The organism is Shewanella acanthi (assembly GCF_019457475.1).
Classification (GTDB): Bacteria; Pseudomonadota; Gammaproteobacteria; order Enterobacterales; family Shewanellaceae; genus Shewanella; species Shewanella acanthi.
Window position 1 is genome coordinate 1,377,723 of the sequence record NZ_CP080413.1, and the last position, 19,876, is coordinate 1,397,598.

13 protein-coding genes are annotated in these 19,876 nt (G+C 46.5%); 2 read left to right on the forward strand and 11 right to left on the reverse strand.

Features of this window, described 5'->3' with window-relative positions; translation table 11 throughout:
- Positions 1–40: 40 nt before the first annotated feature.
- The 9 genes from putP to K0H61_RS06285 form a co-directional block, all read right to left on the reverse strand.
- Positions 41–1,492, reverse strand: a complete 1,452-nt coding sequence (putP, locus tag K0H61_RS06245; RefSeq protein ID WP_220051849.1) for a sodium/proline symporter PutP — start codon at positions 1,490–1,492, stop codon at positions 41–43.
- Between the two features lie 251 nt (positions 1,493–1,743).
- Positions 1,744–2,448, reverse strand: coding sequence for a DUF3379 domain-containing protein (locus K0H61_RS06250; protein WP_220051850.1), 705 nt, complete (start codon positions 2,446–2,448; stop codon positions 1,744–1,746).
- Entirely contained in the window at positions 2,441–3,004 is a 564-nt protein-coding gene (locus K0H61_RS06255) for a sigma-70 family RNA polymerase sigma factor (RefSeq protein WP_220051851.1), read from the reverse strand. Before K0H61_RS06255 ends, K0H61_RS06250 begins: the two co-directional genes overlap by 8 nt.
- A gap of 77 nt (positions 3,005–3,081) precedes the next feature.
- Positions 3,082–4,725: a BatD family protein gene (locus K0H61_RS06260; protein WP_220052533.1), complete on the reverse strand. Its 1,644-nt coding sequence runs from the start codon at positions 4,723–4,725 to the stop codon at positions 3,082–3,084.
- A gap of 38 nt (positions 4,726–4,763) precedes the next feature.
- The gene (locus K0H61_RS06265; protein WP_220051852.1) at positions 4,764–6,830 is read right to left on the reverse strand and encodes a vWA domain-containing protein; all 2,067 of its coding nucleotides are present in this window, start codon (positions 6,828–6,830) and stop codon (positions 4,764–4,766) included.
- Entirely contained in the window at positions 6,830–7,840 is a 1,011-nt protein-coding gene (locus tag K0H61_RS06270; RefSeq protein WP_220051853.1) for a vWA domain-containing protein, read from the reverse strand. Before K0H61_RS06270 ends, K0H61_RS06265 begins: the two co-directional genes overlap by 1 nt.
- Positions 7,837–8,403: a DUF4381 domain-containing protein gene (locus K0H61_RS06275; protein ID WP_434086604.1), complete on the reverse strand. Its 567-nt coding sequence runs from the start codon at positions 8,401–8,403 to the stop codon at positions 7,837–7,839. Before K0H61_RS06275 ends, K0H61_RS06270 begins: the two co-directional genes overlap by 4 nt.
- 33 nt (positions 8,404–8,436) lie before the next feature.
- Entirely contained in the window at positions 8,437–9,390 is a 954-nt protein-coding gene (locus tag K0H61_RS06280; RefSeq protein WP_220051854.1) for a DUF58 domain-containing protein, read from the reverse strand.
- Between the two features lie 145 nt (positions 9,391–9,535).
- Positions 9,536–10,492, reverse strand: coding sequence for an AAA family ATPase (locus K0H61_RS06285; RefSeq protein ID WP_220051855.1), 957 nt, complete (start codon positions 10,490–10,492; stop codon positions 9,536–9,538).
- Between the two features lie 268 nt (positions 10,493–10,760).
- Here K0H61_RS06285 and fadI point away from each other — a divergent pair, with 268 nt between their 5' ends.
- Positions 10,761–12,071, forward strand: a complete 1,311-nt coding sequence (fadI, locus tag K0H61_RS06290) for an acetyl-CoA C-acyltransferase FadI (RefSeq protein ID WP_220051856.1) — start codon at positions 10,761–10,763, stop codon at positions 12,069–12,071.
- Positions 12,072–12,076: 5 nt separating this feature from the next.
- The gene (gene fadJ / locus K0H61_RS06295; RefSeq protein WP_220051857.1) at positions 12,077–14,206 is read left to right on the forward strand and encodes a fatty acid oxidation complex subunit alpha FadJ; all 2,130 of its coding nucleotides are present in this window, start codon (positions 12,077–12,079) and stop codon (positions 14,204–14,206) included.
- Positions 14,207–14,966: 760 nt separating this feature from the next.
- Here the strand turns inward: fadJ and K0H61_RS06300 are convergent.
- Together K0H61_RS06300 and K0H61_RS06305 are read right to left on the reverse strand one after the other, a co-directional pair.
- Positions 14,967–15,500, reverse strand: a complete 534-nt coding sequence (locus K0H61_RS06300; RefSeq protein WP_220051858.1) for a hypothetical protein — start codon at positions 15,498–15,500, stop codon at positions 14,967–14,969.
- Between the two features lie 111 nt (positions 15,501–15,611).
- On the reverse strand, positions 15,612–19,856 hold the full coding sequence (locus K0H61_RS06305) for an EAL domain-containing protein (RefSeq protein WP_220051859.1): 4,245 nt from the start codon (positions 19,854–19,856) through the stop codon (positions 15,612–15,614).
- Positions 19,857–19,876 lie beyond the last annotated feature (20 nt).

Here is a 19,876-nt window from a genome sequence, read left to right on the forward strand (position 1 = left end):
CATGTGTACGCTTTTTACAAGGGTTGAGCTTAGATTTAAGTTATAGAGTCGACTTAAATTGCTCAAATTCCGCGGTAACTTTGTCACTAGGTTTGGACAATTTACTCACGATAACACCGGCGAAAGTGGCAAACAGGAAACCTGGCAGGATTTCGTATAGATCAAACAGTCCGCCGCTGAGCTGTTTCCAAATCACCACGGTCAAGGCGCCAACAATAATAGTGGCGACCGCGCCATTGCGGCTATATTGCTTCCAGAACAGTGACAGCAACACAACTGGGCCGAAAGCAGCTCCAAATCCTGCCCAAGCGTAGCTCACTAAGCTCAAGACGCTGCTTTGTGGGTTAAGGGCGATAATGCCAGCAATTACGGCAATCGCGAGCACACCAAAGCGTCCCACCATCATCAGCTCACGGTCATTGGCCTGTGGACGTAACCACTTACGGTAAAAATCTTCAGTAATAACACTCGAACAGACTAAGAGTTGTGAATCGATGGTGCTCATGATGGCCGACAGAATCGCCGCAATCAAAATGCCACCAATCCAAGGATTAAATGCCGCCTGAGCTAAGTGGATAAACACGGTTTCGGCGTTGGCCAATGGCTCATTAGCAAAATAGAGTGACCCAGCTAAACCCGTTGCCAGCGCACCAATTAATGACAACACCATCCAGCTCATGGCGATACGACGTGATAGCGGTAGCGCTTTAGAGCTGCTAATCGCCATAAAACGCGACAGAATATGTGGCTGGCCGAAATAACCTAGACCCCAAGCCAGCAGCGACAGCATACCAATCACAGTGGTGTTATCGCTCACTAATGAAAGCATCGCAGGATCGATAGACTCGATACCCGCATGGCTTTCTGGGTGGGAGAATACCGCGAAGGGGATGATCAGTAGGGCAATTAACATCAAGCAGCCCTGGAAGAAATCGGTCCAACTTACCGCAAAAAAACCGCCAATAAAGGTGTAACCCACGATAATGGCCGAACCTATGACAAGGGCAACGGTGTAATCGAGACCAAAGACCTTTTCAAACAGAATGGCGCCTCCGACCATGCCAGAGGAGGCATAGAAGGTGAAGAACACTAAAATTGTTACTGCAGAAACCAGCTTGAGGTGTCCCTGACTGTCGTGGAAACGTTTTTCAAAAAAGTCAGGCAGGGTGAGGGCGTTGTCGGCTAGTTGTGTATAGATACGCAGACGTTTGGCAACGAATAACCAGTTGAGCCAAGCGCCAAACACTAAACCAATACCAATCCAAGCTTCTCCTAGACCGCCCAAATAGACGGCGCCGGGTAAACCTAACAATAGCCAACCCGACATGTCAGAGGCGCCAACACTGAGTGCAGTAACCCCTGGGCCCATTTTACGGCCACCTAAAATATACTCATCCACAGTATCTGTGGCACGATAGGCCCAAAAACCAATGCCCATCATTAACACTAAATAACCAACAAATGTGATTAAAATTGGGGTTTCAATCGTCATATGATGCTTTATCCCAGCTTGTTCTTATTAAAAGTGGCATGCATGCTACCAGATGTTTGAGTCATAGCCCATTGGTAGAGATAAATGCGATCTTGATCTCACAAGTGTGGATGAGAGTCGAAGGTGACATTGAATTTTAAAAAATGAATGAATTTATTAATTTAGGAAAGTGGTATCCGCTGCATTAGCGGCAATACGCCGAGGCGAATTTTAGCCGTGGCTGTGCCAAAATTAGGATACATCAAGGCCTTTCAGATGAAAGTGTTGCCTATTTCATCTTTAACTGTCATTAAATCGTGCTGGTCCTCGGCCACAAGCAGCATAAAGGCCTGGTCGATTTCAAAGCCTAGGCCATGGTATTTGCCATCTGCAAAGCTTTGCTCAAGCACCATACGTTTTTCGACTGGCACGATAAACACTGTCACTTTACCTTTTTGCCCCTCTAGCACCAGATGCAAACTCCTCACACCCTGAAAATCACAGTAGGAGGTGTAATAGACCTTACCCGGTTGCTCGATAAAATGACTTGTTTTGAGCATTTTCATCGATGCTAACTCGGCATTCACTTGGTTAAAGCTGACATTTTGGTCGAGTTGCAGCGCAGCGCTTTCATGGTAAACGTGGGCGAGGGCGTGCTCCGCTAAATCAACTGGCCCCATACGCCACAGGCTAAAGCTCACCCCAAAGACAAAGGCAATGGATGCGGCCATCGCCATCAAGAATATCGACTGGTGACGCAGTTTATGGTGCTGGTGCAGTTGTTGACGCAGGATCAATTTATCGGCCAGATCCTCAGGTACCTCGACCTTGAGCGCTTTGGTCAGTTTGGCATCTAGGCGTTTAAGATCGCTAATTAATTGTTGATTTTCAGCTTTTTCCGTCGTTTGCGCGATAAACTCGGGCTCCTGACTATGGGGATTCTCAAAGGCCTGACGTCTAAAATTAAGCTCATCCATTGGCTTGGCCCCTCGTCTCGCAATTTTCAAGTAACTCTTTCAATTGGTTCCTCGCACGAAATAGCCGTGTCATTACGGTATTGCGATTAAGCGACAACAACTCGGCAATTTCATCACCACTGAACCCCGCGATAAGTTGCAGCAACAAGGGTTCGCGGTATTCGAACTCAAGCTTTGCGATTTGGCGGCGGAGCCAATATTGTTCGACCTGTTCCTCGTTACTGTGGCTCACGCTGTCTTCTAGCAACTCTTCGGCAAAATCCGCGTAATCAAATTGCTTACGCTCAAAACGGCGGGCGTTTTCACGGCGTAAAATGGTGATAAGCCACGCCTTCGCCGCTTTATCATCTTTTAGGGAATCCAAAGAGCGCCATGCCCGCAAGAAGGTTTCTTGGGTGATGTCTTCTGCTACCTGTCTATCACCACACAGCCAAAAGGCGTATCGGTAAATGTCGGCATGCAGTGCCTTGACTAGGCTATTGTATCGTCGTTGTTTGCTCAGCATGTCAGAGGAGACCGCCGGCTCAACGGATTTATTGCGCCAGCGTTTCAACATTTTTTGTTCTCGCCTTTTACCTGAGTGGTTAAAATGGCTTCTCTCCTTTGACGTATCAGCAAGCTAACTGACAAACATTAATGTGGATTGAGGGGGCTAAGGGCTTGAACTGCTTGTTTTGACTGAGTAAATGAAGTTGATTTCACGGCTTGCAAAAGCGCTTTAGCTGCTTCAGACACTTGAGTATGGTTGTTATTCGCGGCATTTGCCTTCGATTGGCTGCCATAGGCGAGCGTCTGCAATTGAGATATGGCTCTGCTTAATTGTGGTGACAGGGCGGCAATTTTATGGAGTGTCATCGGTTGACCCGATTGTGCCTGATAATAGCGTTGCAGCTGCAGTAAGATGTCACTCACATTTGTGCGGCGACAGGCCTGCTCAAGGCTATTTGTATCTTCCTTTAGATTGTTAATGGGCTGCGCCTCATCAACAGTGGGGATTCCCTTTGCTTTTAGCGCGCGGCGCCAAGCGATAAAAGTCACGCCCCAAGCTACCAAAGTGATAAGCCATAATAAGGCAAATAGCGAAGTAGCCCAGCTTGGAGTTGAAGCTAAGCTTTTACTACCAACATTGTTGCTACTGACTTGCTCATCTGGCACCGCGCTGCCCTTAACCACAATGGTGCGCTCGGGGAGGGTCGCCATTTCCTGACGTTTAAGGTGCGCGTTCCACCAAGGGATCTTCACCTCTGGCAGGGTAAAAGTACCGGCCTTGCTCGGCACAATGGCCGAGGTAATGCTGTACTGGGAAACAATCTGTGCATCGCGAACAAAGGATTGGCGCTGGGGTTTTTCGGGATAGGCCTTAAGCTCTGGCGGCAGTGGCTGAATGACATCCGGCAGGCTATTTTCATCGGCGTTTGAGGCAAGTAACGTAATAGTGCGAGTGATAGGGCTACCCACGGCAAACTCTTTGATATCCTCAGGAAAGTTATCCTTTAATACCACTAAGTCGGCAACGAGCCATTGTCCCTTAAAACTGTCGGGAGCGGCTTCGACTTGCACCTTCAAGGTGGGAGCGCCCGCCTGCATTGGCCTGCTCTCATTAAAGCCAAACATGCCACCGCGGCGCTGGGACTCGACTAACACATCACCCGAGAAGCTGGCACCTTTAATGGTGATGGGGCCGGGTAAATCGGGGATAATACCGTAGGTGCGCTCAATAACGCGGTAACGACGTCCATCGACAATCTCGGAGCCATCCTTATCTTCACCAATTTGTTTTACCTGCGCGCCCTCGACAACGGGGGCGTTGAGTACCCCGCGCTGCAGTTCGACTGCAAGATACAACTTCACTTTGTAGGTCAGCAGTTGTCCCACATAGGCTTCATCGGTGGATAGCTTAGCGTCGATAAAGAGATTTTTAGTTTCAACGGGTTGTGAACCTGCCTCTACTACGTTAAGGGAAATAGCCGCAGAACTCACTCCGTCGATTTCAAAGGAAGGGATAGTTAATTGGCCCTTTTGCTTGGGAGCCAGCAATACTTGCCAACGGGTTTCCTTAACCGCATCAAAATTCATAATCTGGGTGCTGCGGCTGACACTAGTACGGCCAACGATGAAGTCCCTAAGCAGTGCCGAGGTATCGAGCTTGTTGGTGTCCATCTCGTCATCTGCGCTGATGTTAAGGACAAAGTATTCGCCCTCCATCACGGGGTTTCTGTCGACAGATGCTTCTAATTTACTCAAGGCGTAGGCGGGCTTGGCTAACAGCAACGCCATAGCAAAGGCGAGTAAAAGGCTGGGGGAAAGTTTTTTGATCACCACTGTTCTTTATCCCTTGTAATTTGACCGTTTTGGCGACGTTTTTGGTATTCGAGCTGCATCTTATTACGGAGCAGTACTTGGGGGTCTTCACTTACTCCCCGAAGGGCGCGCTCCATTGTGGCAGGCATTGGCTCGCTGTTACTGGGCGGCGTGTCTAACGCTTCACTGATTGAACCTTGCTCTTTATCCTTAGCGCTGTCAGTAGGCGCGGCATCCTCTTTCTGAGTAGCAGGTGCTACCTTTTGCTCGCTGTCAGCGCTCTTTTGTTCCTCAGGGTTGGCCTGCATTTTTGCCTCATTACTCGCTTCGTTCTGAGTGCTATAGGCGTTATTTTGATTCGCCTGTGCTTCATCCTCTTTTTGCTGGGTGTTATCCGATGACTGTTTGTCATTGTCGGCTGAATTGTCTTGCTGTTCGTCACCCTGTTGCTGATCACTTAGCTGCTCGTCATTTTGCTGACTGGATTGTTTTTCAGCATCATCGGCTTGATTTTGCTGAGACTCATTCTGCCTATCCTGTTCGCCAGACTGGCTTTGCTGAGACTGTTGATCCTGAGATTGTTGATCATCGGACTGTTGGTCTTGGCCTAATTGCTGATCCTGACTATTCTGCTGGCTTTGATCCTGCTGACTTTGCTGATCTTGGTTTTGTTTGTCCTGCTCCTGCTTACCCTGTGGATTGTTCTGATTTTGCTCAGATTGTTGATTTAGCAATTTTTCGGCTAATTCACGGTTGGCCTTAGCCTTGGGAAAATCGGGCTGCTTTTCTAAGGCCGACTGATAGCGTTCAAGCGCCTTATCAATTTGTCCTAACTGCATAAGCGCATTGCCTTGATTGTAAAGACCGTTGGCAGAGCCATCCTGCTCAAAGGATTTAAGCGCCTGCTCAAAATCCCCAGCCTTATACTGGGCGCTACCCTGCCATTGCGGGGTTTTAAAATGTTTGGCGGCTTTGTCGTAATCCTCAGCCTTATAGGCATCCATCGCTTGCTGCTCTTGGGTTTGCCACAAATCATTCCACACATTGGCCTGAGCCTGCTGTGGCATAGTCGTTAACAGAAGGCTGCTAAGCATTAGAGTGATGCTGGCAACGATGCCGTGTCTAAAACTGAGTAAGGCGGGCAGCAATAATAGCAGAGCGAGGTAGGGGCCGAGATCCTGCCAAGTTTCGCCATCTACATCCGTGGCTTTTGCATCGCCACTATCACTTAACCAAGCCTGCAATTGGCTCAAATCCTTGCCGTCGGCGCGATTTTGAATAAGTACACCGGCATTGTTATTGGCAAGCCTTTGTAATAACTCGAAATCGGTTTTGGCGACCACAACTTCATTGCTGTTGTCGCGCTGCAGCTGACCATCGGGCAGGCGAATCGGTGCGCCTTGCTGACTGCCAAATCCAAGGATGGCGAGTCGATACTGCGTGCCTGCGAGCACGGCATTGGACTCGTTATATTGCTTATCGGAGATCCCGTCGGTCATCAGGATAATATCGCCGCGGATATGGCCGCCTTGGGCGAGGAGATTTTTCGCTTGTGTCAGCGCAGCCTCAAGATTCGAGCCTTGAACGGGCATGATCTCAGGGCTTAGGGTTGGCAGTAAATTCAGCAGTGTGCCTGTATCTCGGGTTAAGGGACTGATGGTAAAGGCATCACCCGCGAAGGCGATAAGCCCAGTTTCGCCTTCTTTTAAGCTATTAATAAGATCGGTTGCCCTGAACTTGGCTTGGGTGAGGCGGTTGGGGGTTAAATCGGTTGCTAACATGGAGAGTGACATATCCATGATCAGTACTCGGCCTTGCTCGGCTGCAAAGACTGGCAGGGACTGTTTATTTACAGCAGGTCCCGCCAAAGCAATCGTTGCAATAACCCAAGTAAAGGTCAGCAAATGTAAAGGTCTACGGGATTGCTGCTTGCCTTGGGTCACCAATATTTTGGCTAAGTGCGGCGCAATGTAGCGATTCCAAGCACTGTGACTTTCATGCTGGCGCCATAATTGCCAGACCACTAAAAGTAATGGTATGAGGGCGAGCAGCCATTCGGGGCGAATAAAATGCAGGGTCATTAACGCATGTTCTCCCTTGGCGATGCAAGCTTTGAGCTTGCCCGTGAAAACAGGGGCAGTTGGCCTAGGGCAATCCACAGGCTAGTCAGTAACGCCAGCGCCAGAGGCCAATAGAATAAATCAGCTTGCGGGCGATAGCTTAACTGATCGCGACTCACGGGTTCGAGTTTGTCGATTGCTTGATAAATTTGCTCTAATTCCTGACTGTTACGGGCGCGGAAATAACGGCCATTGGTGAGTTCAGCGATATGATTCAACTGCTTTTCATCCAAATCGACAGACGGGTTGACTCGCTCGCGGCCAAAGAGGGTTCGACGCTCCATGACTTCGGCGCCAACGCCAACGGTATAGATGGTCACCTTACGGTTGGCAGCGATTTCAGCGGCTTGCACTGGGTCAATATTGCCTGCATTGTTAGAGCCATCGGTAAGTAAAATGAGCACTCTATTACTTTCATCCATTTTCTCGAAACGCTTTACTGCGAGGGCGATGGCTTCACCAATGGCGGTCTGTTTACCGACTAAGCCAATTTGTGCTTCCTTTAAAAACTGCGCAACTGAACGTCTATCCTGAGTCAGCGGCGCCTGCAGGTAGGCGTGGTCGGCAAATAAAATCAGACCGATACGGTCACCCTTACGCCGTTCGATAAAGTCACTGACGACGTGTTGAATAAGGGTGAAGCGATCCACCACTTGGCCTTCAATCACCATATCTTCAATCTGCATACTGCCGGATAAGTCGACCGCGACCATTAAGTCACGGCCTTGGCTTGGCAGTTCGATGGGCTCTCCCACCCACTGCGGCCGACAGATAGCGAGCACTAACAAGCACCACATCAACCAGTAGCGTTTTCGGGTACGTGGCGAGTGGGTACTAAAGCTCGTTTTACCCGTTTGGCTAATGCCGGGCAGTTGTAAACGGCCGCCTTCTACTTGAGCGTGTTGGGCGCGGCCAAACAGAAACGGTAGTGGCAGTAACAGCAAAAACCAAGGCCACGAAATCGAGATCATACCGCCTCCTTGTGTTGAAAAGGCGACCCCAAAGAAATTGGGGTGTTGAGCTCGGCTTTTGCTTTTAACCAAGAAAGTGCAAGTAGTTGTAACTCTGTTGCTTCTTCGGTAGTGAGAGGCGCTGCCTGATGGCGTTTATCAAGCAGTGCGCCGATACGGCCGCGTTGTGCTTGAGGTAAATGGCTGTCTAACCAATTTGCCCATTTAGCGCCATCGAGTCCTGCAATCTCTTCACGGGGTAAGTAACTGAGCGCGGTACGCTTAAGCAGGCTATTTACCTCAGATGGGTAATTGGTTGTTGTGGAGTCAAGTTGTATGAGCAGGGTTATTGCGGTCTTTTTAGGCGCTAAGTATTTAGCGCGTTTAATGAAGTAGATAATGCCAAATACTATCAGGCCTAAAAGGATAGCAAGGACTAACCAATAGCCAATGGCCCAAGGCCAAGCACCGATGGGATCGGGCGGGATGATGTCTTTTAAATCCGCTAGGGCAGGATTGGGCATATATTGCCCATTTTGCATCGCTGCTGCATCCATGGCGGGATTGCTGTTTTGTGGATTCACGCGCTTAAGCTCACTCTTTCTAAGGCATAGCCGTTATTGTAATAGTGCCAACTGCTCGGCAAGCGGGCGACCCGCATCAATCAATTGGGTTCTTACCCTGATCATTTGCATCATGTCGATAAACGCATCTTGCTGCTGCTTTTGCTGGGCGAGCCAGTTCTGATAACTGTGGCGGGTGAGGACTAAGTCCTCATCACCGTCACGTACTGGCAGGCTAAACTGTTTTGGCAGTGCTAAGGTGCCCTGTCTTAGCGGATCAGTAATCAGGTAAGCCCCAATATCACAGTGGCGTTTAAGCTCTGTCAGCGGTGCCAGACACTGGGGCGTAAAATGGCTGCCATCGGTAATGATCCAAATCAATGACCCAGGTTTGGCGATCCGTTGCAGGCGCTGGCAGGCGCGAAGAATATGATCGGGATCGCGCGGATTGGTGCCCACATTTTGGAGCTGATCTTGATGCATACGGCGCAGACCCGAGATCAGTTGCAATATCCCCTGACGGCGACTGCGAGGTTTTAACTCCAAATGCTCCGACTCGCAGGCAATCAGTGCGCCGAGCCTATCGCCATGATTGATGGCACTCCACCCGAGTGTTGTGGCTAGGTGCCCAGCCTGTACCGACTGCAGTAATAAGCTCGAACCAAAATATAAACTCTGGCTTAAGTCGAGCAGCAGCAGAATAGGGCGCTCGCGCTCCTCGATAAACAACTTGGTGTGGGTTTGCCCCGTACGCGCGGTGACGCGCCAGTCGATGGTGCGCACATCATCACCCTGTTGATAATGGCGCACTTCGGCAAACTCCATACCGCGGCCTTTAATTTGACTGCTGCGATGTCCTGCAAGACTGGCGCGCGCACGGGTGTGGCGCTCTGGAATCGCGCGGGCAAGGCTTAGACAAGCGAGGAGTTCATCCTCGCTTAAATGCAGCCCATCGGCAAACAGTGGCAACCCTGTATTAGGTGATGCCTTGAGTGGTGTGTCACTCATTCAATTCCACCTTTTACTCTTTATTTTCGGCAAGTGGCGTTTTTGCGCTATATCGTTAGGGTACTTATATCAAGCGCCCTCGCATTTTGAGTATTGATATTTGATGCTTAGATGCCAAATGCAACTATTCTTACGGCACTTATTTTTAAGGAACGGCCACTTGGCTCAAAATATGGTTGATCACCTGATCGCGGCTAACGCCTTCTGCCTGAGCCTGATAACTCATCAGCAATCTGTGTCTTAAAACGTTTGGCGCAACCGCTTGAATATCTTCAGGTGACACAAAGTCACGCTCGTGAAGCCAAGCTCTGGCGCGAGCACAGCGTTCTAATGAAATGGTGGCACGTGGGCTTACGCCATAATCCAGCCACTTGGCTAAGTCGCTGCTATAACGCTCTGGCTGGCGCGTTGCCATAATGATTTCGACGATGTATTTCTCGAGTGGCTCGGCGAGATAGATTTCCATCGCTTCATCACGGGCGGCAAAAATATCGGCCTGGGCAATGGGCTCTGTGGTTGGTAGCTCGTGGGTGAGTGCTTCCTTACGGGATTGGCGCAGGATCTCGATCTCAGTATCACCACTGGGGTAATCAAGGTTGAGATGCATTAAAAAACGGTCAAGTTGAGCTTCGGGCAGCGGGTAGGTGCCTTCGTTTTCCAATGGGTTTTGGGTTGCCATGACTAAGAAGAGTGGCGGCAATTTATAACTGTTTTTACCGACGGTAACCTGGCCTTCGGCCATGGCTTCGAGCAGCGCCGATTGCACCTTGGCGGGCGCGCGGTTGATTTCGTCGGCCAAAATAAGGTTATGGAAAATCGGGCCAGCTTCAAATTCAAAGGTACCAGTTTGCGAGCGATAAATATCCGTACCGGTTAAATCGGCTGGTAGCAGATCGGGGGTGAACTGAATGCGGTGAAAATCCCCTTCAACCCCGTCGCACAGGGCTTTTACCGCACGGGTTTTGGCGAGGCCTGGAGGGCCTTCAACTAATAGGTGGCCATTGGCGATAAGGGCAATGAGCAGGTTTTCGGTCAATACTGGCTGCCCTAAAACAACCTTATTTAGGTAAGTGCGTAGTGCGTGGAAGCGACTCAAAGGCATGATGCGACTCGTTTATTCGGTTGAAATACAGTTTTAAATTATATGTTTGGGCTATAGACAACAGATATGTTAAAGAATTCCCTAAGGGTTTGGCTAGTGTTAAAAAAACCGTCAGCAGTTTAAAAGCGACAAATAAGAAGTTAGAATCAGATCACACTAAAGTGGTCGGACTTGTTGATAGGCGTCACGCCTTTGAGCAGGGCGACAACATGGAAATATATTGCGACCTAAGGCTAAAAACCCATGGCGCAGCTAACGAGGGTGACAAATGAGTGATAAACAGCAGGTAAGGAACGCGAAGGGCGAGCGAATCGCAATTGTGGCGGGGCTTAGAACCCCCTTTGCAAAACAGGCAACGGCTTTCCACGGTATTTCAGCCCTCGACATGGGCAAAATGGTGGTTAATGAATTGCTGACGCGCTCGGAGCTGGATCCTAAATTGGTTGAGCAACTTGTTTATGGTCAAGTGGTGCAAATGCCTGCTGCGCCTAACATCGCCCGTGAAATCGTGCTTGGGACGGGTATGGATGTCGCAACCGATGCCTACAGTGTTACCCGCGCATGTGCGACGAGTTTCCAATCCGCTGTCAACGTCGCCGAGTCGATTATGACGGGCAATATTGATATCGGCATTGCGGGGGGCGCAGATTCATCTTCTGTTTTGCCTATCGGTGTATCAAAAAAGCTGGCCCATGCCTTAGTCGATTTAAATAAGGCACGCACCTTTGGACAAAAATTACAAATTTTCCGCCGTTTAGGTATTAAGGATTTATTGCCTGTACCGCCTGCAGTAGCTGAATATTCTACAGGCTTGTCGATGGGACAAACTGCGGAGCAAATGGCGAAGACCTACAATATTAGCCGCGCCGACCAAGACGCGCTGGCGCATCGCTCACACACCTTAGCGGCGCAGACTTGGGCATCAGGTAATCTTCGCGATGAAGTGATGGTGGCCCATGTGCCGCCCTATAAACAGTTTATCGAGCGCGACAATAACATTCGTGAAAACTCCGAATTAGCCTCTTACGCTAAGCTGCGTCCCGCCTTCGATAAAAAGCACGGTAGTGTGACTGCGGCAAACAGTACACCGCTAACTGACGGCGCCTCGGCCATTATTCTGATGAGTGAAGGCAAGGCTAAAGCGTTAGGGTATCAACCACTGGGTTATATTAAGAGTTATGCCTTTACCGCCATTGATGTCTGGCAGGACATGTTAATGGGGCCATCCTACGCTACGCCATTAGCGCTTAAACGTGCGGGAATGGAACTTGAAGATTTAACCCTGATTGAAATGCACGAAGCCTTTGCGGCGCAAACCTTGGCTAACATGCAAATGTTTGCCTCGAAAAAATTTGCCGAAGAGAAACTCGGTCGCAGCCGCGCGATTGGTGATATCGATATGAGTAAATTTAATGTGCTTGGTGGCTCGCTCGCCTACGGTCATCCGTTTGCGGCAACTGGCACTCGTTTGATTACCCAAGTGTGCCGTGAACTTAAACGTCGTGGCGGCGGAACGGGGCTTGCGACTGCCTGCGCTGCGGGTGGTTTAGGGGCTGCAATGATTGTGGAAGTGGAGTAATGGCAATGGAAAAGACATTTAATTTAACCCGCCGCGAAGACGGTATTGCCATTCTCACTATGGACGTGCCGGGTGAAACCATGAATACCCTCAAGGCGCAATTTGGCCCAGAGATCACTGACATCCTGAATGAAATTAAAGCCGATAGCAGTATTCGCGGATTAGTGCTGATTTCGGGTAAAAAGGATTCCTTCGTTGCTGGCGCCGATATATCGATGCTCGATGCCTGTCAAAGTGCAGCCGATGCCAAAGCGTTATCAAAGCAGGGGCATCTGGTCTTTAACGAATTGGAAGCCCTGAATATTCCCGTGGTTGCCGCTATCCATGGTGCGTGTTTAGGCGGCGGTTTAGAATTGGCGCTTGCCTGTCATCAACGTGTGTGCAGTGATGATAATAAGACAATGCTGGGTGTGCCTGAAGTGCAGCTCGGTCTTCTGCCAGGTGGCGGTGGTACCCAGCGGTTACCCCGTTTAGTGGGGATAACGACTGCGCTGGATATGATGCTGACGGGTAAACAAATTCGCCCGAAACAGGCCTTGAAAATGGGGTTAGTGAGCGATGTAGTGCCGCAAACGATTTTGCTGCAAACCGCGGTTGAAATGGCGCTTGCAGGAAAGCGCACTGTTAAACCGGTTAAAAAATCGTTAGTAAATCAAGTGTTAGAAGGCACCTCTTTTGGTCGAAATATTATTTTCGATCAAGCAGCCAAACAAGTTGAGAAGAAAACCCAGGGGAATTATCCCGCACCAGCGAAAATTATCGACTGTGTGCGCCAAGGATTAGCAAAAGGCCTTAAGGAAGGTCTTGAGGTTGAGGCAGGCCATTTTGCGGATTTAGTGATGTCTAAGGAGTCCGAAGCTCTACGCAGTATCTTTTTTGCCACCACCGAAATGAAAAAAGAAACCGGCGCAGAGGGCGCAACGCCTCGCAAAGTGAAAAAGGCCGTTATTTTGGGCGGTGGTTTGATGGGTGGCGGTATTGCCTCTGTTACTACGACCAAGGCAAAAATTCCGGCACGAGTAAAAGACATCAGCGAGAAGGGTTTAAGTAATGCTTTATCCTATGCTTATAAGTTATTGGATAAAGGCGTAAAACGCCGTCATATGACGAGCGCTGCGCGCGACAATTTAATGGCGTTGATGACGACCACGACCGAATACAAAGGCGTGAAAGATGCCGATATCGTGGTTGAAGCGGTATTTGAAGATTTAGCGCTTAAGCATCAAATGGTGAAGGATGTTGAACGTGAGTGTGGTGAGCATACCATTTTTGCATCAAACACCTCATCATTACCTATTAGTCAAATCGCCGAGGCCGCGAGTCGCCCTGAGAACGTGATTGGTCTACATTATTTCTCGCCAGTTGAAAAAATGCCGCTGGTGGAAGTGATTGCCCACGCAAAAACGTCCCCAGAAACCATTGCGACAACCGTTGCCTTTGCGCGCAAGCAGGGGAAAACCCCGATTGTGGTTCAAGATGGTGCCGGTTTTTATGTGAACCGTATTCTTGCGCTCTATATGAATGAAGCGGCGCAGCTGCTGCTCGAGGGGCAAAGTGTTGAACACTTGGACAAAGCTTTGGTGAAGTTTGGCTTCCCCGTTGGCCCTATCACGCTACTCGATGAAGTCGGGATAGATGTGGGCGCTAAGATAGCGCCAATTCTTGAGAAGGAATTAGGCGAACGCTTTAAGGCCCCTGCTGCCTTTGACAAACTATTGGCCGATGACAGAAAGGGCCGTAAGAACAGCAAAGGTTTCTACCAATATGCCGCTGCAGGAAAGAAGACTGCGAGTAAAAAAGTGGATGAGACCGTTTACGACGTGTTAGGAATTAAGCCAGGAGCGGAGAAGGATATCAAAGCGATTAGTGATCGCTGCGTCGTCCAAATGTTAAACGAAGCGGTGCGTTGTTTGGAAGAGGGGATTATCGCGTCTCCACGTGATGGTGATATTGGCGCCATCTTCGGGATTGGTTTCCCGCCATTCCTCGGTGGCCCATTCCATTATATTGACACTTTGGGTGCTGCAAAGTTAGTTGATCAGTTGGAGTCTTATCAAGCCCAGTTTGGTGAGAGATTCATGCCATGCGAGCGCTTAAAGCAAATGGCTGCTGATAACACTCGATTTTTCTCATAAGCTTTAATTTTTCTTTAAAGCTTAATTAGTTACCATCAAAAAACGGCATTTATTTGCCGTTTTTTATTGCCTTAAGGGTAAGTTTTTGCCTAAAAAATGTTCGACAATCTGTCGGTGATGGGTATGATGTCAGCGTTTTGATTAGGTTATCTAGTTTGGATAGCACCGAGTAATATTATTTCATATCGACTTAGCCAATACACTTGGACAAGTAGTGTCATTATGATTGTGTCGGTTATGATGTTGGCAATAGCGTGGATAGCGGGAGTGAGGTTGTTGTGGTGTTTATGCTGTTAATATTATCTATTATCTCGGCTTGGTACTTAGGTCTCAGGGCATTTAATGTAGGATTGTCGGTGCGTTATTGGGCGCTGCAAGGCTTGTTACTTGGACCTTTTGCATTGCCTTTGTTTACCAGTCAAAGCCGCATAGCTCTAAGAAAGATTCGTCAGTTCGATGCCGCCATCGTGCGCTGCTGATTGTTTATACGTCTGATTTTTTTAGCTAATAAAAATACTAAAGGGAGCTTGGGCTCCCTTTATGATATGTATTCATATTGTAACGTTATCAAATATATTAAAACTTGTTTTAAGCGGTATCCAAATGGATGGGGATTAGTTCCACCATCCCTTTGCAGTAGTCACTTCTAAGTGGTTTAAGCCTTCTGGCAATTTCACTTTTTTACGAACAGGCTTTGCTAAACCAAGTGCTTTTTTAATTGAGTTAATCATAGCTGACTCCTTTAAATTCTTTGGCTGGGTTAAGCAAAAGTGGTTTCGGTGAAACGGACGCCAGGAGCAGCAGCTAATTCCATTGGAGTCCAGCGAACGCCAGGAGCAGCGGCTAATTCCATTGGAGTCCAGCGAACGCCAGGAGCAGCGGCTAATTCCATTGGAGTCCAGCGAACGCCAGGAGCAGCGGCTAATTCCATTGGAGTCCAGCGAACGCCAGGAGCAGCGGCTAATTCCATTGGAGTCCAGCGAACGCCAGGAGCAGCGGCTAATTCCATTGGAGTCCAGCGAACGCCAGGAGCAGCGGCTAATTCCATTGGAGTCCAGCGAACGCCGGGAGCTGCGGCTAATTCCATTGGAGTCCAGCGAACGCCGGGAGCTGCGGCTAATTCCATTGGAGTCCAACGAACGCCAGGAGCAGCGGCTAATTCCATTGGAGTCCAGCGAACGCCAGGTGCTGCAGAAAGTTCGGTCTGGGTTGGATTAAAATTTAATGCAGATACAGCGTTAAAAGCAGTAACAACAGATGCCAATGCGATAACTGAAATTAGTCCTTTAATCATTCTCTTATCTCTCTAGGTTAATTAATAATGTTGGATTTTTGACTACTGACAGATGTACTGCAGATGTTGTGCCAATGTTTCCAATAACAGTTAGAGAAATAAGAAAAATGGTTAAATTATTTTATTTAGCATGCAATTTTTGGCTATATCAGCTTCTAAGAGAGCTGTGAATTCAGCTTCATTAATAGCTTTGCTGAAGATATACCCTTGAATTTCTTCGCAATTTAATGCTTTTAAGATGTTTAGCTGTGCCGTTTGTTCGACGCCTTCTCCAACGACAGATAATCCCATGTTATGGGCGATGGTGATAATAGAGTCCACCATTTTCAGGTCGCGATCCGATTTATCAATATCGTCCACGAAGGCTTTATCTATTTTTAGCGTATGTATTGGAAAGCGCTTCAAGTAAGAAAGGGATGAATACCCAGTACCAAAATCATCTAGCGCCAAACTAACTCCCATTTTAGCCAGCTGCTGCATCACTGATATCGCCATTTCTGGCTGTTTTATGACGGTGCCTTCGGTAATTTCAAGCTCTAAGTGGGTTGCTGGTAGTTGGGTGAGTCTTAAAATTGACTCTATACGTTGCTGCAGATCGGGCAGCGCGAATTGACGTGACGATAAATTGACGGCTACGCGTCCACTGAATAATCCTTGCTCTCGCCACTTCTGAGCAGCAAAACAGGCCTTACGAAGCACAATTTCACCTATTTCGACAATTAAGCCATTTTCTTCTGCAAGTGGAATAAATTCGTTTGGAGGAACCAAACCATGGGTTGGGTGATTTAATCGCACTAACGCTTCCATACCCGCAATCACCCCACGTTTAAGATCCACTTTGGGTTGATAATAAACTTCAAACAGATCTTCTTTTAACCCCTCACGGATAAGATTCTCAATTTTTAATTGCTTAATCGCGTGCTGGTTTAGCGATTCTGAATAAAATTGATAGCAGTTACCGCCAGCGGATTTTGCATGATACATAGCAATGTCAGCTTTTCTCAGCAGCGCCTGTTCACTCTGCTCATCTTCTGGATAAAGCACAATACCAATACTTAATCCTAAGACTAATTTATCACCACCGATTTCAAAGATACCTTTAAATGAATCAATTACTCGAGCCGCTAACACCGCGCTGGCACTAATATCGGAGGTTTTATCTAAGACGATGGCAAATTCATCACCACCCAGACGATATATATTAGTACTTCGCGGCAAGGCGGATTTGATTCTTGCAGAAACAAGTTTTAGTAATTGGTCGCCAATTTGGTGCCCTAGTGAGTCGTTAATACGCTTAAAATTGTCTAAGTCCAATACCATTAAGGCATGGGGGATTTCTTTATTAACTAAGTTACTTAGGGTGACATGCAAGTTTGAACGATTTGGCAGTCCCGTCAACAGATCGTTGTTGGTTAATTTACGGAGCTCTTCTTCCTGCTGTTTACGGCGAGAAATATCAGAGAACACCCCTACATAGTGAGAAAGTTCTCCTAATTCATCATAAATAGCGTCGATTGTCAGCTCCATATGGAAATGGCTTTTATCCCCGCGTGAGGCTTCAACCTCATTTGCCCATCGGCCTTGCTGTTTAAGCATGCTGCGAATTTGATTGGTGAAGGCTTCAGGGTAAAGTTCGAATGTGAGTAAGCTGCCAATAAAATCCGTTTTGTTGCGTAATGAGATACGGCAGCAGGCTTCGTTAACTTCTACAAAACGGAAATCGCTATCGAGGATAAACATCCCTTCAGAGATATTTTCAATCGCTCTTTCGAACAATTTGAGCTGTTCTTCTTTTTGTTTAAATTGACTAATATTTTTAATCGTACCTGTCATACGCAGTGCATTGTCTTTTTCATCTCGTTCTACAATTTTGGCGCGGTCTAAAATCCACACCCAACTTTCATCTTTGCCTTTTACGCGATAGGCTGCTTCGAAGTGATCTGATTCGCCATAAAAATGTTTGTTGAGTGATTCTCTTACGCGTTCTTGATCCATGGGATGAATATTACTGTCTTCATCTGACTTACCAGAGCGTTGGCCATCCCTTGGAAACTCTAATGCGCCCCAAATGTTTGAACGAAAAATATTACCTGTTTCAATATCCCAGTCCCACATTTCATCTCCACTCCCCCAAAGGGAGAGCTTTAATCGTTCTTCACTTAATGCAATTTGCCTTTGTACTTCACGTCTTCTTAAGGCTGATTTTACAATAAAGGAGATAATTAGCAGCGCAATTAGACAATAAACGGCCTTGGCAATATTCGATAACCACCATGGAGGTGTAATATAGATTTCTAGTGATGTTATAGGGCCTTTCTGCTTTGTAACTGGATTTTCGCCATAGACATTAAATGTATAATGACCCGCAGAGAGGTTTGTATAGGTGGCAGAAGCAGAGTTTTTTCCCACATTTGCAGGCATCCATTTATCTGATAAACCACTTAGGTTATAAAAGTATTCAATGCCTTTCTGGCTTGATGACGGCGAGTTAAATTTTAGTGTAAAAGGGTAGTCAGAGTATTTAAGTGTGATAGCAGTTGATTTAGAAATACTCTTGGTTAAGGTTGTGCCATCAATTTCTATTGATTTGTTAAAGACGTATAACTCATTAATATTTGTCTTTATGTTGTTTTTTTCTACGCTAGCTAATGCTTTGTTTTTGTTGATTACACTGATGCCAGAAATACCACCGAAATAGAACTGACCATTCCAATGTATACCGCTTTGAGTGTTATATTCCTCTTGGCTACCATAGTCCGATGACAATGTGTAAAAAACATTGTCATGTCTTAAAATTAGTTCGTTTATCGATGAGGCAATAAAGTCATTCTTGTCAATTGCTATAGAGTACACTGGTTTGTTTGCACTAAATATTTTTTGAGTAATCATTGACTCTTTATTTGTAGAATATATCCCGGTTCTTGTTCCGAATAAGTATTCTCGTTCAGTTTCACTTACGCTGTAAACTATATCGTCACTGAAAATTGTTCGTTCTACACCCTCTTTATTAATCTGCAATAGACCTCCTTGGGTAGCTACTAGTATGCTTCCGTCATTGGTTGTTATCGCTTGAAAAATTGGATGTTTATTTTTTAATGATATTTTTTTTATTTTGTTAGTTGTGTTTATTTCGATGAGATATAAATCGAAGTTAGTTGTGCCAATTAGTGCTGTTTTATTGTCTGGGTTTTTAAATAATGTTGTAACAGGTACATTTAATATTAATCTCTTTGACTCATTGTTAGCCTCGAATAATCCCGCATCACCACCATAAAAAATTTTATTATTGAATGATGTTATATACTTAGGCCCCGTCATTCCTGTTGGAAATCTTTCAATTAACTCTAACTTTTGATTGTATATGTTTATGAATTCACTATCGTCAGATGTAACTAGTCTCTCATTGTCGAGTGCCGTTAATGACCAAATTGTATCTGTGGGTTTAATTAATGATTTTACAATGTTTTGATTCTCACTAATCAAAGTGAAACCTACGGCGAGTGATGGGATAATTATATAATTTTTTGTTTTGTATACTATCGACTGATTCGGAGTGTCAATGCTGGAAATCAAATGCCCTTTATTTTTTTTGTTCAATGAAGGGATGTTAGTTTCGAAAAGTTGACCGTTTTTTAAAGTAAGAAAGTCTGATTTTACACTGTCAGAAATAGACTTGTGAACAGATAATTTACTATAGTCACCATCATTATTTAAAGAGTATATACCGTCTGTTGATTTTTCGATGTCCGAAGAGCTTGTTAATAAAAGTGATGATGAGTTGTCATTCTCAATAAGGAAAACTTTTCCATCGTAATTTCTGATTATATATCCAGAATCAACTTTAATAGCTTTTTTTATAAGATTAAAATTTGCATTGTGCAGCGTATCTGTTTTTTTAAGGTTTTTTTTGTCGATTTCAATGAGTTTATCTTTTGTGCCAATTGTATAAACACTGCCATTTTCACTTATAGACCAAATAGCTTCATTGATATTGAGAAGCTTTTCAAAAGTTTCGAGGTCGGAGTTATATATATTTAAGCCATTATCAGTGCCGACTAACAGTTTGCCGTTATCGAATAATAAACTTTGGATAAAAGAACTGGAAAGTCCTGAGCGATCACCAGCAAAAAAATGCTTGAATGACTCACCATCGAAGCGGTTAAGACCATTCAAAGTGCCGATCCAAATGTAACCGTCATCATCCTCGGCTAATGAGGTGACTGTACTTTGGGATAATCCTTCAGGAACACCATAGGATTCGGACTTTAGGGCGATGGGTAACTCTTGAGCTTTAGAGGCGAATACAACAAGAACACTCGCTATAATGATAATAATTTTTATGAGAGCTTTAGGCATAGTGTCTTTCTTACTTTTAT

What these genes read in the sequence shown, in the direction of transcription:
- fadI (WP_220051856.1), top strand. Translation starts at nt 10,761, where the DNA reads ATGAGTGATAAACAGCAGGTAAGGAACGCGAAGGGCGAGCGAATCGCA.
- K0H61_RS06270 (WP_220051853.1), bottom strand. Translation starts at nt 7,840, where the DNA reads ATGATCTCGATTTCGTGGCCTTGGTTTTTGCTGTTACTGCCACTACCG.
- fadJ (WP_220051857.1), top strand. Translation starts at nt 12,077, where the DNA reads ATGGAAAAGACATTTAATTTAACCCGCCGCGAAGACGGTATTGCCATT.
- K0H61_RS06250 (WP_220051850.1), bottom strand. Translation starts at nt 2,448, where the DNA reads ATGGATGAGCTTAATTTTAGACGTCAGGCCTTTGAGAATCCCCATAGT.
- K0H61_RS06265 (WP_220051852.1), bottom strand. Translation starts at nt 6,830, where the DNA reads ATGACCCTGCATTTTATTCGCCCCGAATGGCTGCTCGCCCTCATACCA.
- K0H61_RS06255 (WP_220051851.1), bottom strand. Translation starts at nt 3,004, where the DNA reads ATGTTGAAACGCTGGCGCAATAAATCCGTTGAGCCGGCGGTCTCCTCT.
- K0H61_RS06285 (WP_220051855.1), bottom strand. Translation starts at nt 10,492, where the DNA reads ATGCCTTTGAGTCGCTTCCACGCACTACGCACTTACCTAAATAAGGTT.
- K0H61_RS06260 (WP_220052533.1), bottom strand. Translation starts at nt 4,725, where the DNA reads ATGGCGTTGCTGTTAGCCAAGCCCGCCTACGCCTTGAGTAAATTAGAA.
- putP (WP_220051849.1), bottom strand. Translation starts at nt 1,492, where the DNA reads ATGACGATTGAAACCCCAATTTTAATCACATTTGTTGGTTATTTAGTG.
- K0H61_RS06300 (WP_220051858.1), bottom strand. Translation starts at nt 15,500, where the DNA reads ATGATTAAAGGACTAATTTCAGTTATCGCATTGGCATCTGTTGTTACT.
- K0H61_RS06305 (WP_220051859.1), bottom strand. Translation starts at nt 19,856, where the DNA reads ATGCCTAAAGCTCTCATAAAAATTATTATCATTATAGCGAGTGTTCTT.
- K0H61_RS06280 (WP_220051854.1), bottom strand. Translation starts at nt 9,390, where the DNA reads ATGAGTGACACACCACTCAAGGCATCACCTAATACAGGGTTGCCACTG.